General features: G+C 57.8%; 18 protein-coding genes and 1 other RNA gene. 12 read left to right on the top strand and 7 right to left on the bottom strand.

Going from position 1 to position 15,703, the window contains the following annotated elements:
- Positions 1-31: 31 nt before the first annotated feature.
- A complete protein-coding gene (locus G7G_RS0113165; protein WP_010441900.1) occupies positions 32-364 on the top strand; it encodes a GYD domain-containing protein in 333 nt (110 codons plus the stop codon).
- Between the two features lie 6 nt (positions 365-370).
- Here the strand turns inward: G7G_RS0113165 and rnpB are convergent.
- The 5 genes from rnpB to gatC form a co-directional block, all read right to left on the bottom strand.
- An RNA gene (gene rnpB / locus G7G_RS23715) (RNase P RNA component class A) lies at positions 371-768 on the bottom strand.
- Positions 769-892: 124 nt separating this feature from the next.
- Complete coding sequence (locus tag G7G_RS0113160; protein WP_037321442.1) at positions 893-1,597, bottom strand: N-acetylmuramoyl-L-alanine amidase; 705 nt, start codon at positions 1,595-1,597, stop codon at positions 893-895.
- A complete protein-coding gene (locus G7G_RS0113155; protein ID WP_010441898.1) occupies positions 1,548-2,240 on the bottom strand; it encodes an excalibur calcium-binding domain-containing protein in 693 nt (230 codons plus the stop codon). Before G7G_RS0113155 ends, G7G_RS0113160 begins: the two co-directional genes overlap by 50 nt.
- Positions 2,241-2,280: 40 nt before the next feature.
- Positions 2,281-3,768, bottom strand: a complete 1,488-nt coding sequence (gene gatA, locus G7G_RS0113150) for an Asp-tRNA(Asn)/Glu-tRNA(Gln) amidotransferase subunit GatA (protein WP_010441897.1) — start codon at positions 3,766-3,768, stop codon at positions 2,281-2,283.
- A 3-nt stretch (positions 3,769-3,771) separates the two neighbouring features.
- The gene (gene gatC, locus G7G_RS0113145) at positions 3,772-4,059 is read right to left on the bottom strand and encodes an Asp-tRNA(Asn)/Glu-tRNA(Gln) amidotransferase subunit GatC (RefSeq protein ID WP_010441896.1); all 288 of its coding nucleotides are present in this window, start codon (positions 4,057-4,059) and stop codon (positions 3,772-3,774) included.
- A gap of 224 nt (positions 4,060-4,283) precedes the next feature.
- Between gatC and G7G_RS24540 the strand changes: the two genes are divergently transcribed.
- Together G7G_RS24540 and G7G_RS0113135 are read left to right on the top strand one after the other, a co-directional pair.
- Positions 4,284-4,442, top strand: coding sequence for a hypothetical protein (locus G7G_RS24540; protein ID WP_010441895.1), 159 nt, complete (start codon positions 4,284-4,286; stop codon positions 4,440-4,442).
- A gap of 152 nt (positions 4,443-4,594) precedes the next feature.
- Entirely contained in the window at positions 4,595-5,158 is a 564-nt protein-coding gene (locus tag G7G_RS0113135; RefSeq protein WP_010441894.1) for a DUF4202 domain-containing protein, read from the top strand.
- A 52-nt stretch (positions 5,159-5,210) separates the two neighbouring features.
- On the opposite strand, the gene G7G_RS0113130 is transcribed toward G7G_RS0113135, so the two are convergent.
- A complete protein-coding gene (locus G7G_RS0113130) occupies positions 5,211-5,882 on the bottom strand; it encodes a ceramidase domain-containing protein (RefSeq protein WP_010441893.1) in 672 nt (223 codons plus the stop codon).
- Between the two features lie 57 nt (positions 5,883-5,939).
- Between G7G_RS0113130 and G7G_RS0113125 the strand changes: the two genes are divergently transcribed.
- The 3 genes from G7G_RS0113125 to G7G_RS0113115 are packed head-to-tail and all read left to right on the top strand — an operon-like array spanning position 5,940 to position 8,772.
- Positions 5,940-6,632 (top strand): metal-dependent hydrolase, encoded by a 693-nt coding sequence (locus tag G7G_RS0113125; RefSeq protein ID WP_010441892.1) that lies wholly within the window; start codon positions 5,940-5,942, stop codon positions 6,630-6,632.
- Positions 6,632-7,807: a M24 family metallopeptidase gene (locus tag G7G_RS0113120; protein ID WP_010441891.1), complete on the top strand. Its 1,176-nt coding sequence runs from the start codon at positions 6,632-6,634 to the stop codon at positions 7,805-7,807. The genes G7G_RS0113125 and G7G_RS0113120 overlap by 1 nt, the downstream gene beginning before the upstream one ends.
- Positions 7,804-8,772: an adenylate/guanylate cyclase domain-containing protein gene (locus G7G_RS0113115; RefSeq protein ID WP_010441890.1), complete on the top strand. Its 969-nt coding sequence runs from the start codon at positions 7,804-7,806 to the stop codon at positions 8,770-8,772. Before G7G_RS0113120 ends, G7G_RS0113115 begins: the two co-directional genes overlap by 4 nt.
- A gap of 4 nt (positions 8,773-8,776) precedes the next feature.
- On the opposite strand, the gene G7G_RS0113110 is transcribed toward G7G_RS0113115, so the two are convergent.
- Entirely contained in the window at positions 8,777-9,226 is a 450-nt protein-coding gene (locus tag G7G_RS0113110) for a nucleoside deaminase (RefSeq protein ID WP_010441889.1), read from the bottom strand.
- On the opposite strand from G7G_RS0113110, the gene G7G_RS0113105 reads away from it, so the two are divergent.
- The 6 genes from G7G_RS0113105 (at position 9,225) to G7G_RS0113080 (ending at position 15,682) form a co-directional block, all read left to right on the top strand.
- Positions 9,225-10,103, top strand: coding sequence for a pseudouridine synthase (locus tag G7G_RS0113105; RefSeq protein WP_010441888.1), 879 nt, complete (start codon positions 9,225-9,227; stop codon positions 10,101-10,103). The genes G7G_RS0113110 and G7G_RS0113105 overlap by 2 nt on opposite strands.
- 175 nt (positions 10,104-10,278) lie before the next feature.
- Positions 10,279-11,193 (top strand): 5-bromo-4-chloroindolyl phosphate hydrolysis family protein, encoded by a 915-nt coding sequence (locus tag G7G_RS0113100; RefSeq protein WP_010441887.1) that lies wholly within the window; start codon positions 10,279-10,281, stop codon positions 11,191-11,193.
- 29 nt (positions 11,194-11,222) lie between these two features.
- Positions 11,223-12,413 carry a toxic anion resistance protein gene (locus tag G7G_RS0113095; RefSeq protein WP_010441886.1) on the top strand — a complete coding sequence of 397 codons (1,191 nt, stop codon included), beginning with the start codon at positions 11,223-11,225 and terminating at the stop codon, positions 12,411-12,413.
- Positions 12,413-13,384, top strand: a complete 972-nt coding sequence (locus G7G_RS0113090; RefSeq protein ID WP_010441885.1) for a DUF2927 domain-containing protein — start codon at positions 12,413-12,415, stop codon at positions 13,382-13,384. The genes G7G_RS0113095 and G7G_RS0113090 overlap by 1 nt, the downstream gene beginning before the upstream one ends.
- Positions 13,385-13,406: 22 nt before the next feature.
- Positions 13,407-14,555, top strand: coding sequence for an SPFH domain-containing protein (locus tag G7G_RS0113085; protein WP_010441884.1), 1,149 nt, complete (start codon positions 13,407-13,409; stop codon positions 14,553-14,555).
- 35 nt (positions 14,556-14,590) lie between these two features.
- The gene (locus G7G_RS0113080; RefSeq protein WP_010441883.1) at positions 14,591-15,682 is read left to right on the top strand and encodes a TFIIB-type zinc finger domain-containing protein; all 1,092 of its coding nucleotides are present in this window, start codon (positions 14,591-14,593) and stop codon (positions 15,680-15,682) included.
- Positions 15,683-15,703: the final 21 nt, after the last annotated feature.

The raw sequence follows: 15,703 nt of genomic DNA, 5'->3' as shown, positions 1-15,703 counted from the left end.
TCCGAATAGACTTAAACAGTGGGAGGTTTTCATGCCTGTATTCATCACTTACGCATCCTACTCATCCGAGGCCGTTCAGGCGATGGTTGCCAATCCTCAGGATCGTACCGGCCCGGTCAGTGCGCTGCTTGAGAAAGCGGGCGGAAAGCTGATCTCATTCTACGTAACCACTGGTAGCAACGATGTTGTTGTCATCAGCGAGGTCCCTGACGGCACTGATGCGGTCGCAATCGGGATGGCCGTTGCCAGCACGGGTGCAGTATCGAAAATCGAAACCGTGCGCGCATGGTCTGCCGAAGAGTTCGTTTCGGTCGCTGCAAAAGCAGCAACGCTAACCGGGGTGTATACGCCGCCGACGGGCTGAGGAATTATGCGCGGAGGGCCTGTAAGCCGGATCCTGTTCCGGGGTTGCCCCCTTCGATGACCATTCCTCTAGGCCGTGCATTGCTGCGCGGCTCAAGCTGCCAACCCGGTCCCTCTCGGCCAAAGCGAGCCTAGCGGCGGTATCGGTTTGCACCGACCGGCCCGCGCGGGGACCCTATTCGGCATTGCTCCCGGTGGGGCTTGCCGTGCCGCCACTGTTGCCAGCGGCGCGGTGGGCTCTTACCCCACCGTTTCACCCTTACCTCGGGCCAAGGCCCGCGGCGGTCTGATTTCTGTGGCGCTTTCCGTCGGGTTTCCCCGCCCGGGCGTTACCCGGCACCGTTGCCTTGTGGAGTCCGGACTTTCCTCTCGGGCATATGCCCCAGCGGCCATCCGGCCCTCCGCGCGAGGTGTTGCGTATGCTTTGGGAGAGGTTACGTCAAGAGCGGTTGGAGGATGAAGGGGCCAGCCCCTTCTTGGCCTTCGGTCAATTCAACCCCGGAATATTTTTGGCCCGATGAATTGCGGATCAGGTCGGATGTGGAGGAAGGGCCAGCGCTTTGAAATCGTCAGGGTGCAATGGGCCTTTGGCCCAGGGACGGTGGCGCAGGCGAATGGTTTTGAGCAGGATGTCATCATCGACATCAGCTGTATATCCCCGGACTTGCGCCAGCGCCCGGAACGTCGATCCGGAAGGCGCTTCGGTGCCAGATGGAGCGGCGAGGCTTTGACGTTCCAGTCTTTGCCAATCAAAACGGGGGCCTGGGTCGGTCTTGCGCCCGGGTGCCATGTCGGAATGTCCAATGATACCTTCCGGGGGGATCGACCAACGCCGCATGAGTTTGGACAGAAGCTGTTCCAGCGCGTTCATCTGAGGCTCGGAGAACGGGTGATCGCCCCGATTGTCCAATTCGATGCCAATGGAACGGGAATTTATATCTGTTTGCCCTTGCCACTCCCCTGCCCCGGCATGCCAGGCGCGGTCTTCCTCGCGCACAAGCTGCCAGAGCTCGCCATTGCCGCCGATCAGATAGTGAGCGGAAACTTCAGGACCGGGATCGCAAAGGCGCTCGAGCGCAGCTGATGCGCTTTCCATTGCGGTGTAGTGCAGAACGATCAGCGCAGGCTTCAACCCATCGCGCCGGGGGCCGAAATTGGGCGATGGATGCCAGATCGGCGAAAGCTCAGTTGTTGACGGCACTGCGGAACGCACTGGGGTCCCAGCCGCAGGCATAGCCGTCGCCATCCGGGTCCAGACCTTTACGGTCGCGCTGGGGACCGCCATTGGATAGAAATTCGATCTGGGCCTGATCCGGCGATGCGAATTGCGCACAGTTCCGCTCGGCTTTGGCCTTTAAATTGAACCCTGCACGGCTGTAGAGCTGGGTTCCGACGGGGTTTGACGTGTTCAACGCGTATTGCACGATGTTGGGCTGTCCATCTGTACCGCGCTGTGGAACCGCGGTTGGCGCGACAACTTCATATGTCTGTCGGTTCTGTTCGATCTGCGCCGCATCTGCATCGATACTACGCCTGTTTGAAACGGCTTCAAAATCCTGTTCGTCAGAAATGCCTGTGTTGTTTGTCACTGGGGCCATTAAGCCTTGCTGGTCAGACGTACTGGCCAGCGCCACAGCCGTCTGGTTTGCAATATCAGCCGCACTGCCGTCATTCAGAGGAGCACCTTGCGCCGAAAGCGGCTGCTCTGAAATCGCTTCGGGTGGCAGCAACGGGTTACCAGCCAGCCCCTGCCCGGTTAGTTCAGCCTCGCGTTGGGCCTGGTATTCCGGCGTATTGAACCCGGTGCCCGATACAGGGGCGACCGTATCACAGGCTGCTACCAGCCCGAGGGTCGAAATCAGAAGCAATTTACGCATTCGGCTGCTCCGCCTTCTTGTCGTTCTTCCGGTCAGAGAATTACCACCATTTGCCCGGCTTGGCCACAAACCCGGCGGCATTCTCAAGCGCATAGGCGGTGTTGAGCAGATCGCCCTCTTCCCATGGGCGGCCGATCAGTTGCAGACCCAGCGGCAGTCCCTGAGCGTCCAGTCCCGCAGGAACCGAGATACCGGGCAGGCCAGCTAGGTTCACGGTCACTGTGAACACGTCGTTCAGATACATTTGAACCGGATCAGCTTCGGTCATCTCACCCAGGCCGAACGAAGCCGAAGGTGTGGCCGGGGTCAGGATTGCGTCAACGCCAGTCGCGAAGACATCTTCGAAGTCTTTCTTGATCAGTGTCCGCACTTTGCGGGCGCGGTTGTAGTAGGCGTCATAGAAACCCGCCGACAACACATATGTGCCGATCATTACCCGGCGCTGGACCTCGGGGCCGAAGCCTTCCGCGCGGGTCTTTTCATACATTTCGGTGATTCCGTCACCTTGTGCCAGCTGCGCGCGGCGGCCATAGCGGACACCATCATAGCGGGCAAGATTCGAAGACGCCTCAGCAGGAGCAATCACATAATATGCAGGTAGTGCGTATTTGGTGTGCGGCAGCGAAATATCGACGATCTCAGCCCCTGCGTCTTTCAGCATCGCAGCGCCATCAACCCAGAGCTTTTCGATCTCGGTGGGCATACCGTCCATGCGGTATTCTTTGGGAATACCGATTTTCTTGCCCTTGATATCGCCGGTCAGCATTGCCTCAAAATTCGGCACAGCCAATTCGGCGCTGGTGGAATCCTTGGGGTCATGGCCACACATGGTTTCCAGCATGATCGCCGCGTCACGTACGTTCTTGGTCATCGGGCCGGCCTGATCCAGCGACGAGGCGAAGGCAACGATGCCCCAGCGTGAGCAGCGGCCATAGGTCGGTTTGATGCCGGTAATGCCAACAAAGGCGGCAGGTTGCCGGATCGAACCTCCGGTATCGGTGCCGGTCGCAGCCAGACACAGATCAGCAGAAACAGCCGAGGCCGAACCACCAGACGAGCCGCCTGGTGTTAGCTGAGCCTCGTCGTTGCCACGCCGCCACGGGCTAACGGCGTTACCATAAACGGAGGTTTCGTTGGACGAGCCCATGGCGAATTCGTCCATGTTCAGCTTGCCCAGCATCACGGCACCTGCGTCAGCCAATTGCTGAGACACAGTGGATTCGTATTCGGGCTTGAAGCCATCGAGTATCTTGGACGCGGCCTGCGAAGGAACACCTTTGGTGCAGAACAGATCTTTTATACCGATCGGCAAGCCGCACATCGAAGGGGCGTCGCCCGCTTTGATCCGATCATCTGCGGCCTTTGCACGCTCAATCGCAATCTCGGGTGTCTTGTGGACGAACGCGTTCAGCGCATCGGCTTCATCAATGGCTGTCAGGCAGGATTCAGTCAGTTCAACCGAAGTTACATCACCGGCACGCAACGCGTCGCGAGCTTCAGCCAGCCCCAGTTTGTTCAGTTCGCTCATGACTTACTCCACAACTTTGGGAACAGCGAAGAACCCTTCGCGCGCATCGGGGGCATTGGACAGAACTTTGTCCTGCTGATTTCCGTCAGTGACTACGTCCTGACGACGCTTCAGACGCATCGGTGTGACCGAGACCATCGGCTCGACACCTTCGACATCCACTTCGTTCAGTTGCTCGATGAACCCAAGGATGGTGTTGAACTCGGATGCCAGCGCGGGCAGCGCGTCATCCTCGACCTTGATCCGGGCGAGTTTGGCCACCTTGGCGGCGGTGCTTTGGTCTATCGACATCGGAAAACCTCATATGCGTTAAGGGGCGTTTACCCGTCTGTCGCATCACTCGCAAGACCGGTCACCGGATGACGCCGCCGTGCGCACTCAATTCGCCAGCAGCCATGCGTTTTTGAATGCCCCATATGCAAGTTGGTGAACTGATTAGTTCATTTTCGGCATTGAAAACTAAACCGAACTGTTCATTTCAATTGTGTGACACAATTCGAAACCGGAGACAGCATATGAAAACCTTTGTCCCTGCATTCATCTTGGCCGCCGTGGTTCTGACATCTCCTGCCCTGGCATTGGGAATAGACATGAACAATCTGACCCGAAACCTCAGCTTCCCTCAGCCTGTATCGGAGCCTGTGACCAAAGATCAAACCCAGACAGGCAAGTAGACCTGTCCCATGTGCCGGATCGGCTTCCCCCTCCTGATCCGGCACTTTTTCCAAATCACCGCTGTACCCTGACCGACAAGTCGTTAGCATGACCAAAGACCATCAGCCGAAACACCCACAGGTGACGATCAGGCGAGCTAACGGAGCAGAACATGAGCGCACGCAAGCAAGCAGTACTGAACGCAATTGACGCCGCCAATGCGGAAGATCCCAATATGGAAAACGGGCAGCCCGCAGAACTGCTGTATGGCCAGCGCATGAGTGCCGAGCTTGATCGCCTTTTCCCAAATGCATCTGATGCACTTCAGATTGCTGCGCGCGGGCAGCATGTCGAACGCTGGAAGCTGAAGCGCACCGAATATCCGGAAGGGCGTGCCGGTTATCTGGCTTGGCGCAAGGCACAAGGTGTTTACCACGCGGACGTGGTGCGAGGCTTTATGGAACAAGCCGAATACGGTGCGGATCAAATCGAAGCAGTCGAACAGATGCTGCGCAAACAAGGCATCAAGCGCCATGCCGACGTGCAGGCGCTTGAGGATGTGATCTGTTTTGTTTTCCTGAAATGGTATTTTGAACCCTTCGCAGCGAAGCATTCAGCCGAGAAAATTCAGCGCATCGTAGAAAAAACCGCCATCAAAATGTCCGCCGAAGGCCGCGCCAAAGTTTTGGCGGAATTTGATCTGCCCGAGGCTTTGGCGGCAGCATTCCGTGACTGACCTCAAGTGATTCCAAGGTACTGGTAGCCCGCCAATGTGTTTTGGTTTGGCCTCAAGTACCCGGCGCAGTCGTAACAGGCACCTTCCGAACGGCGCGCAGATATACCTCGATCATCCAGCCAAGCATGGTGGCGTTCAGGATGTGCCACATGAAATGCGTTCCGATGGGAAAGTGACCGCAGGTTGGCTCATCCAAGGCTCGGAAAATGATCGAGGCGATCAGTATGCCAGCCCCGATCGCCAACCCGCGCGCTGTATCGGGGGTCCGCGACCTCAACAGAAAAGCATAAATCAGGATCAATAGCGGCACCGGTGCATAGGCTGCTGAAGCGCCCAAACCCGGCACCAGCTGAAACACGGGAATTGTCAACGCCGCGTAGGGAATGAACAGCGCGGTCAGACCCAGCGCATAAACGGGCCGCATCCCCCAGACATCCCGGTTCACCGCAAAGATATAAACCAGAATATAAAGCAAGATCGGCGTTGTATCTGCTATCGCGGCCCAAACCTGTGCATGCGTATGAAACAGGTAGCTGCCGACACCAATCATTGCCAGTATCACAACCAAGGCCATCGCCAGCGGAGCACCCTGCCCGTGCACCCTGCGCCACATCACAAATGCCGCAACAAGAAACGCCACATTGGTCACGGCATTTATCGGCTCGGCCCAATACGCGGGCGAGAGCCGCTCGCAATAACCGTCAATATACTGCGTCCAGTCCATGGATTTTTACATAGCCGATGCTAGGCTGACGCCAAGCAGAATTTGGGAGAGTTCACTATGGAAATTATTTGGCTGGGACATGGCAGCTTTCGCATCGAAACATCGGGGCAGGTCCTGCTGTTCGATCCCTGGCTGACGGGGAACCCGTCATTGCCCGAAGATCAGCATGATGCGGCGGTGGAGGGTGCAACCCATATCCTACTGACCCATACCCATTTCGATCATGTCGTTGATGTATTGCCACTGGCCAAACATCTGAACGTACCCGTCGTGGGACAGTACGATCTGATGGGCTATTGGGCCGAGGCGGAAGGGATCGAAACAGTTGGTTTCAATAAAGGCGGCACAGTTGACCTTAGCGGTATCAAGGTATCGATGGTCCCAGCCTCGCACAGTTCGACCTTTTCAACCCCCGACGGATTGCGTACCGGTGGGACCGAAGTCGGGTATATGATCTCAACCGAGGGCCGAATGGTGTACGTCTCTGGCGATACCGATATCATGGCGGATATGGATTGGATGGGGGAATTCTACAAACCCGATATCGGCATCCTTTCCGCCGGTGGTCACTTTACCATGGACATGAAAGGCGCAGCCTACGCGGCCAAACGGTACTTTGATTTCAAAACGATTATTCCGTGCCACTACCAGACCTTTCCGATTCTCGAACAATCGGCTCAGGCCCTGATTGACGGCTTGCCGGGCGTCGATGTGATCGAACCCGAAGTGATGAAAGCGATTTCTCTCTGATGCCCGCCACAGATTTCAGCGCCCAGGAATTTGCCGACCGTATCGCGAAGACCCGCGCAGCAATGGAACAGCAGGGGATCGAAACCCTGCTGATAACCGACCCATCGAACATGGCGTGGCTTACCGGTTACGACGGGTGGAGTTTTTATGTACCCCAGATGGTCATCCTGCCAGCGAACGGTTCTCCACTATGGTGGGGGCGTACGCAGGACAAGGCTGGTGCAGCGCAGACCACATGGATGGATGCATCTGATCTTCTGGACTGGCCTGAAGAGCACGTTCAACACCCCGACCACCATCCCGTCGATTCCCTCGCCAAACTTTTGCGGGACCGCGGATGGACTTCGGCACTGGGTGTCGAAATGGACAACTACTATTACTCGGCCGCCAGTCATCGCATACTGCAGAACGCATTCGGAGACGCTGCGATTTTGGATGCCACTGGCCTGGTAAACTGGCAGCGCGCGGTCAAAAGCGACGCTGAGGTCGAAATGATGCAAAAAGCGGGGCGGCTTACTGCCCATATGCATCAGGTGTTGCGCGATGCGTTCCGCGAAGGGCTGCCAAAAAACCAACTGGTTGCCGAAGTTCAGGCAGCAGGGATCGCCGGATTGCCGGGACTGGCCGGGGACTATCCCGCAATCGTTCCAATCGCCCCTTCAGGTACCGAGGCGTCTGCTTCGCACATCACCTGGAACGATAGACCCTTAACACAGGATGAGGCAACTTACTTTGAAATCTCAGGGTGCTATCGCCGTTATCATTGCCCGGCCAGTCGCAGCCTATTTCTGGGTGATCCTCCGGAAGATATTCGCCGCGCCGAGGCTGCTGTGCTCAGGGCCATCGATGATGCCTTGAGCGCGGCGCGTCCGGGCACAACTTGCGAAGAGGTCGCGAACTGTGTCTACGAGAGTTTCGCCCGCGCCGGATATGTCAAAGCCAACCGCACCGGCTATCCGATCGGATTAAGTTACCCTCCCGATTGGGGTGAACGCACCATGAGCCTGCGGCCGGGTGACACGACCGAACTTCAGGAAAATATGACCTTCCATTTGATGCCCGGGCTCTGGACTTCGGATTGGGGACTGGCGATCACCGAGAGCTTTTTGGTTACCGCCAATGGTGGTCAGCCTTTGGCGGACATCCCTCGGGAGCTTGTGGTGAAATCCAAATGAATCAGCCTATTCGCCCATCGCCGGAGTTGATCGCGGTGGTGCGACGCTGGAATGACGCTGTCCGAGCCAAAGATGGAGCAGCGCTCTACAACATGCTGTCGACGTCTGAGTACCTGCGATATCAAGGCTCAGCGGATGGGGAGATTTGGTCAGGCTCGCTATTCCGAAAGGGTTTCCCTGATCATGTGGCCGAAATTCCCGACTACGGTTGGGAAGAACACAGCCTGGAGGCATTTGAATGCGGTGCAGTTGGTTGGGCCCATTGCGTTGCAACGCTTTGCTTCGCCACGAACCAAAAGGCAATGTTGCATAGGTTCACCTTCATCCTGCATCTCGAAGACGGTGTGTGGAAGATGGTGCACTGCCACGTGTCCAATCCGATCCATAACATGGAAAAAATCGGTATTGAGCACAAAGCCCTGGACGCGCTGGTAGCAGCCGCACGCGACGGGTTTCGTCAGGATCAGCGCGAGGGCATGGCTTCGGTTATGTTCACGGACATCGTCAATTCATCGGCTATTGCCGACAAGCTGGGGGACTGGATCTGGACCGATGCGGTCCAAAAACACTTTGAATTGGCTCGTGACGTCATCGAGGCTCAGAGCGGAACGCTGGTAAAGTCGCTGGGGGATGGAACCATGTCCAGCTTCTCGTCGGCGCGGGCGGCACTGATGGCCGCAGTCGACCTGCAGCGGCGCAACGCCAGTGAATTGGGTGAACCAACGCTGCAGATTCGCGTCGGCATACATACGGGAGATGTGATCCAGACCGATGACGATTTCTTCGGTACGGTGGTGAACAAGGCCGCCCGGATCGCGGCCTCAGCCGCACCGGGTGAGGTCCGTTTGTCCGACGCAACCCAGCTTTTAGCGGACGGGCAAGATGGGTTGACCTTTGGCACACCAAGATCAGTTTCACTGAAAGGTTTGCCCGGCGATCACACGATCTATAGCCTGAGTTGGTAGCGCGCTAACGCCGCCCCACGAAAAAATCCTTGAGCAATCGCTCGGCCTCTTCGGCACCGATCCCATCATAGATTTCAGGGGCATGATGTGCCTGCGGGTGCGAAAATACCCGCGCGCCGTGGGCGACGCCGCCCGATTTCGGATCGGATGCGCCGTAGTACACACGCCGGATACGCGCCGCAGCCAGTGCTGCCGCACACATGGCACAGGGTTCCAGCGTCACATATACATCGTGATCAGGCAGCCGCTCCGATCCGGCCTGTGCGCAGGCGGCGCGCAGCACCAGTATCTCGGCATGGGCGGTGGGATCGTTCAACTCGCGTGTCCGATTACCTTCAGCGGCAACCACCTGACCGTCCGGTCCGATAATTACAGCACCCACGGGCACCTCCCCCCGGTCTGCCGCCGCCTGCGCCTGTTCCAGCGCCAGTTTCATGTGAGATCGGAACTCCATGCCTCTGACTGCCCCAGAAACCCGGCTTTCGCAAGCCGCCGGGATAGGCTATGGGCGAGGGATGACCAATACCCCTCCTCCCGGCGATCGGATCGCCAAAGTGCTTGCCCGCGCCGGTGTCGCCTCGCGTCGCGAGGCTGAACGCATGATCGAAGCCGGTCGTGTGACCGTGAATGGCAAACCCATCAGTAGCCCAGCGCTGAACGTGACGGCCAAGGACAGGATCACTGTCGATGGCAAACCCGTGTCCGAGCCCGAGCCATCTCGCCTATGGCTCTATCACAAGCCTCCAGGCCTTGTGACGACTGCGCGTGATGAAAAGGGACGCAAGACGATCTTTGACGATCTGCCAGAGGATATGCCGAGGGTCATGAGTGTCGGACGGCTCGACCTGAATTCGGAAGGGTTGCTGCTGCTCACCAATGATGGCGGCATCAAGCGCAAGCTTGAACTGCCCGCCACCGGATGGCTGCGCAAATACCGGGTGCGGGTTAACGGACGCCCCAAGGACGAAGATTTTGCACCGCTTCGCAAGGGATTGGTCATAGACGGGGAACGGTTTCAGCCCATGACCGTTACATTGGACCGCCAACAGGGTGCGAACGCCTGGCTAACCATCGGTCTGCGCGAAGGCAAGAACCGCGAGATTCGCCGTGCAATCGAAGATATCGGCTATGCGGTAAACCGACTTTTGCGGGTTTCTTATGGCCCGTTTCAGCTTGGCGACTTGAAATCCGGTGAGGTTGAAGAGATTCGTCGGCGTGTTATGCGTGACCAACTGGGGATGGACGCTGAAGAAAGCGGCAAGCCAACCGTCAAACGCCCTGCCCGGCCTCAGCGCAAAAGGCCGACAATCGGCAAGAAACCTCGCAAGTGACGCGGCTTAAGTAACCTTCCCCCTAGCGCCAAGCCATCGCATCGCCTAAATTTTCTGTGATAGCGACAGTTTGGGGGCACCATGTCCGGGACCGGAGTACAAAAATTGGCGTATGCAGCGCTGCTGGTGCTGTTGTTCGGCGTCTGTACCGGCGTGCTTGGGGGCTTGTAAGGGCATGGCCAAAAGGTTCGGTGGGAAATTCAGCCCTCAGGGTGCGTCGTCAGACCAAGATCAACCCTCTCGTGGACAGTTTGACGGAGCTCGGGTCGAACCGGCGGGTGCACGCGCGAACCTCCTATTTGTGCCCGCAATTCCGTTGGCATTCCTGTCACTGAACGACGGCGCTATCGGAATGACAATTGGTTTGATCGCTGCAGGTCTGCTGACGGCCGCCGCATTCTTGCTGCGCGAAGGGCTGCGAGCGGAATCTGCATACAATGCCAAAAGTACCGCCCGCCGCCCGGCCTTCCCCCGCAAAATCTTCTCAAGCGTCCTGACTGGGCTGGGCACGGCATTGGCCGCGTATCGAACAGAGTTTCTAGATGCAGAAACCGCAGCTCAGGCCAGCCTGTTGGCACCGGTTCTGTTTGGGGTTGTTGCCACTGCATTACATTCGGTGTCCTTTGGCATCGACCCCTTGAAAGACAAGGGTATGGAAGGCATCGACACCTTCCAACAAGATCGCGTGGCGCGCGTTGTTGAGGATGCGGAATCTCACCTGACCCAAATGACCGACGCGATCAAACGCGCCGGAGACCGTCAGATCGAAGCGCGTGTCGAGCGGTTTCAAGATACCGCCCGCGATTTGTTCCGAACGGTCGAAGAAGACCCACGTGATCTGGCGGGCGCGCGGAAATATCTGACGGTTTACTTGCAGGGCGCACGCGATGCGACGGTGAAGTTTTCGGACGTCTATGCGCGTACCCGCGATGCGCAGGCGCTGGCAGATTATTCGGCCCTGCTGGACGATCTCGAACAGAATTTCGCGGCGCGGACGCGAAAGATGCTATTGGATGACCGTAGTGATCTGACGGTTGAAATTGATGTGCTGCGTGACCGGCTGCAGCGCGAAGGCGTCCGGTTGGATTGACCGGCATTTATGTAAGCGAGGATTACCCCATGTCCGATGAGATCAAGAACAAGGCAGTCGAGGCTGAAACGCTGGTGCAAGAAGTCACCGCCGTCGCCCTCCCTGAACCACAGGCTGAGATTGTGCCGCTTGAAGACGCCGATGAACCAGTTGGCGCCGAAATCCGCAAGCGGATGGGTGAGATCGACATGGGCGACACAAACTCGATCGTGTCATTTGGATCATCCGCACAGGCGGAATTGCAGGAGATCAGTCAGGCGATGCTGGCCGATGTCCGCAATAAGGATGTGGGCCCGGCGGGCGACAGCCTTCGCAATATCGTAACGACGATCAGAGGTTTCTCTGTCAGCGAATTAGACGTTCGCCGCGAGCGTAGCTGGTGGGAAAAACTGCTAGGCCGCGCAGCGCCCTTTGCCAAGTTCACGGCGCAGTATGAGGACGTTCAAAGCCAGATCGACCGGATCACAGACGACCTCTTGGGCCATGAGCACACCTTGCTGAAAGATATCAAGTCTCTGGATCTGCTGTATGAAAAGACGCTGGAGTTCTACGACGAACTCGCGCTTTACATCGCGGCGGGTGAGGAGAAGCTGACCGAACTGGACAGCCATGACATTCCCGAAAAAGAGGCCGAGGTTCAGGCCGCACCCGAAGACCAGCAGGTGATGAAGGCGCAGGAACTGCGCGACTTGCGCGCCGCGCGCGACGATCTGGAACGCCGGGTCCATGACTTGAAGCTGACCCGTCAGGTGACGATGCAGTCGCTGCCCTCGATCCGCTTGGTGCAGGAGAACGATAAGTCGCTGGTGACCAAGATCAACTCAACCCTCGTCAACACCGTGCCGCTTTGGGAAACCCAGCTGGCACAAGCGGTAACCATCCAGCGCAGTGCCGAAGCTGCAGCCGCCGTACGTGATGCCAATGATCTGACCAATGAGCTGCTGACCTCGAACGCGGCCAACCTGCGCGAGTCTAACAAGATGATCCGCGAAGAGATGGAGCGTGGTGTATTCGACATCGAAGCCGTCAAGCAGGCCAACGCTGACCTGATCGGTACGATCAACGAAAGCCTCGCCATAGCGGACGAAGGCAAAGCCAAGCGCGCCGCCGCCGAGGAAGAACTGAAGAAGATGGAGGCCGAGTTGCGCGACACGCTCGCCTCGGCCAAAGCGCGACAGGACGGGATCGGTGACAATGCCGGAACGGCTGTCCCCGGATAATGGAAACAGCGGGCGTGCGGCCATTACATCGCGCTAGGACTGCAACATTGGTAGTTTCGCTGCTGGCATTAGCTGGCTGCGAAGAGGCCTTGACGACGTCCATCGCTCCGGAACCCCACCCGGAGCAACCTCAGGGCTTGAGCAATGCCTATCAGCCCCCTTCGCCCGCCAGCCTCGACCTCGCGCGGTATTATGAAAGCGTTCAGAACAACCTGCTGACGCGCGGGTTGTTGCGCACCGATGGTGGTGGGCCGGATACGCCCTACGACGCCGATGACCTCGCACGGAATTTCGAAACCATTGCGTTTTATAATGAGTATCCGGGGCAGGCTGTCTCGAGCGGTAGCAGAAGAACCAGCCGACAGTTAAGTCGCTGGTCGTCACCCGTACGCATCAAACCCGAATTCGGACCCTCAGTCGCGCCAAACGTTCGCCAGCAAGAGACTGCCCGAATTGACGCCTATGCCAACCGTTTGTCGCGGCTGACTCGACATCCGGTCTCGACCACCACCCGGAATGCGAACTTTCACGTATTCGTGGCGGGTGAAGATGATACCGCCTATGTACAAGCCCGGTTGCGACAACTGATCCCCGGCATAGGACAGGCGCAGCTTGATCTCTTCGACAAACTGCCGCGGTCTTTCTATTGTTTTGTGTTTGCGTCGGCATCGAACAGCACGCCTCAGACTTATACCCGGGCTGTTGCCCTGATACGGGCAGAACATCCCGATCTGGTGCGCCTGAGCTGCGTTCATGAAGAGATTGCGCAAGGATTGGGGCTTCCGAATGACAGCCCATCGGCCCGACCGTCGATCTTCAATGATGACGACGAGTTCGCCCTGCTCACCAGCCATGACGAAAAACTACTGACGATTCTTTACGACCCACGCTTGAAAGCGGGCATGACCGCTGACGAGGCACGTCCGGTGGTCCGTATCATTGCACGCGAATTGATGGGGCAGTCGCTCTGACCCCGAAGACAGGAGAAATCCAATGGGAATTTTTGATTTTCTGAACGGCGAATTCATCGACGTCATCCACTGGGTTGACGACACCCGCGACACGATGGTCTGGCGGTTCGAGCGTGAGGGCCACGAGATCAAATACGGCGCCAAGCTGACAGTGCGCGAAGGTCAGGCGGCTGTGTTTGTGCATGAGGGGCAGCTGGCGGATGTGTTCACGCCCGGACTCTACATGCTTGAGACAAACAACATGCCGATCATGACGACGCTGCAGCATTGGGATCATGGTTTCCAGTCTCCGTTCAAGTCTGAAATTTACTTCGTTAACACGACCCGGTTCAATGACCTGAAATGGGGCACCAAGAACCCGATCATGCTGCGCGATCCCGAGTTTGGGCCAACACGCATCCGGGCCTTCGGCACCTATACGGTGCGGGTCAAGGACCCGGCGAAATTCCTAGTAGAGATCGTAGGCACCGATGGTGAATTCACCATGGACGAGATCAGCTTTCAGATCAGAAACATCATCGTGCAGGAATTCAGCCGCGTCATCGCAGGCTCGGGCATTCCAGTTCTCGATATGGCCGCGAACACCGCCGATCTGGGAAAACTGATCGCAGCCGAGGTGTCACCGGTGCTGGATGGGTATGGTTTGAGTATGCCCGAATTCTATATCGAGAACATCTCGCTCCCACCTGCGGTCGAGGCGGCTCTGGACAAGCGCACCTCGATGGGTTTGGCGGGCGATCTGGGCAAGTTCACTCAGTATTCCGCTGCCGAGGCCATGACAGCGGCTGCCAATAACCCCGGTCAGGGCGGTGGCATGGGTGCCGGTCTTGGCATGGGGATGGGCATGGCGATGGCGCAGCAAATGTCGAACATGGCAGCGGGTCAGCCCAGCGGTCCCTGGAGCGGTTCCGTCCCCGCTGCACCGCAAGCGTCAGCGCACGCGGCACCGCCGCCCCCGCCACCCGTCGAGCATGTGTGGCATATCGCGGTGGATGGCCAGACTAGCGGACCATTTTCCAAAGCCAAGATGGGTCGTATGGCAACCGACGGTGAGATCACGCGTGATACCCACGTCTGGACCGCCGGTCAGGACGGTTGGAAAAAGGCGGGGGACGTACAAGAATTGGCGCAGTTGTTCACCATCTTGCCACCGCCGCCACCGGGCGCCTGACCCGATATTAGGCTATCCATGACCAGGATTCTGTAATGGCAAAAGTCGAACACCGTTTTCCTTGCGAACAATGCGGGGCGGATTATCGGTTCAATCCCGATGACGGAACGCTCACCTGCGATCACTGCGGACATTCCGAGGCCATTGGCGCGGGCCCGTGGGGAGGGGCCAGTTTACGTGAACTCGATTTCGACACGGCCATCGCGGATCGCCTCCCCGATAGTGAAATTGAAGAAACTCGTGTTCTTACCTGCCCCAACTGCGCAGCACAGGTCGAATTTGACCCGAACACACACGCCGCAGAGTGCCCATTTTGTGCGACACCTGTCGTCACAGATACCGGTGTAAGCCGCCATATCAAGCCACGCGGTGTGTTGCCCTTTGCACTGGACGAACGCTCGGCGCACCAAGCCATGGGGGATTGGCTGGGGCGACTGTGGTTTGCGCCCAATGGGCTGAAGGAATACGCCCGCAAAGGCCGCAAGATGCAGGGCATCTACGTGCCCTACTGGACATTCGATGCCGATACCAAGTCGAGTTATCGGGGCGAACGTGGTGTCGTCTATTACGAAACCCGAACCGTGATGCGGGATGGAAAGCGCGTTCAGCAGCAGGTTCCCAAGGTGCGCTGGTCGCCAAAGTCCGGACGCGTGGCACGGTTTTTTGACGATGTTCTGGTGTTGGCATCACAATCCCTGCCCAAATCCTATACGGATGCGCTGGAACCCTGGGATCTGCCTGCACTTGAGCCCTATCAGCCCGAATATCTGGCTGGATTCCGTGCCGAAGCCTATACGGTCGAATTGCAGGAAGGATATCAGGAGGCGCGCGGTCACATGGCGCGCGTGATCGAGCGTGATGTACGGTTTGATATCGGTGGCGATCGTCAGCGCATCCACGCTGTCGATACGGAAGTCCGAGATGTCACGTTCAAACATATCCTACTGCCGGTCTGGATGGCAGCCTATAAATACCGGGGCGAGACCTATCGCTTTGTAGTGAATGGCAGAACCGGGCGCGTTCAGGGTGAGCGCCCCTGGTCGGCGATCAAGATTACCATCGCTGTGGTACTGGGCCTGCTGGTTGCTGCTGGTGTCGGTTATCTGGTTGCAACCGGCCAGCAATAAAGAGAACACTCGTGTCAGATA

Origin of the sequence: Ruegeria conchae (assembly GCF_000192475.1) — a bacterium.
Lineage (GTDB): Bacteria > Pseudomonadota > Alphaproteobacteria > Rhodobacterales > Rhodobacteraceae > Ruegeria > Ruegeria conchae.
The sequence above is the reverse complement of the archived record's forward strand: the minus strand, read 5'-3'. Positions and strand labels throughout refer to the sequence as shown.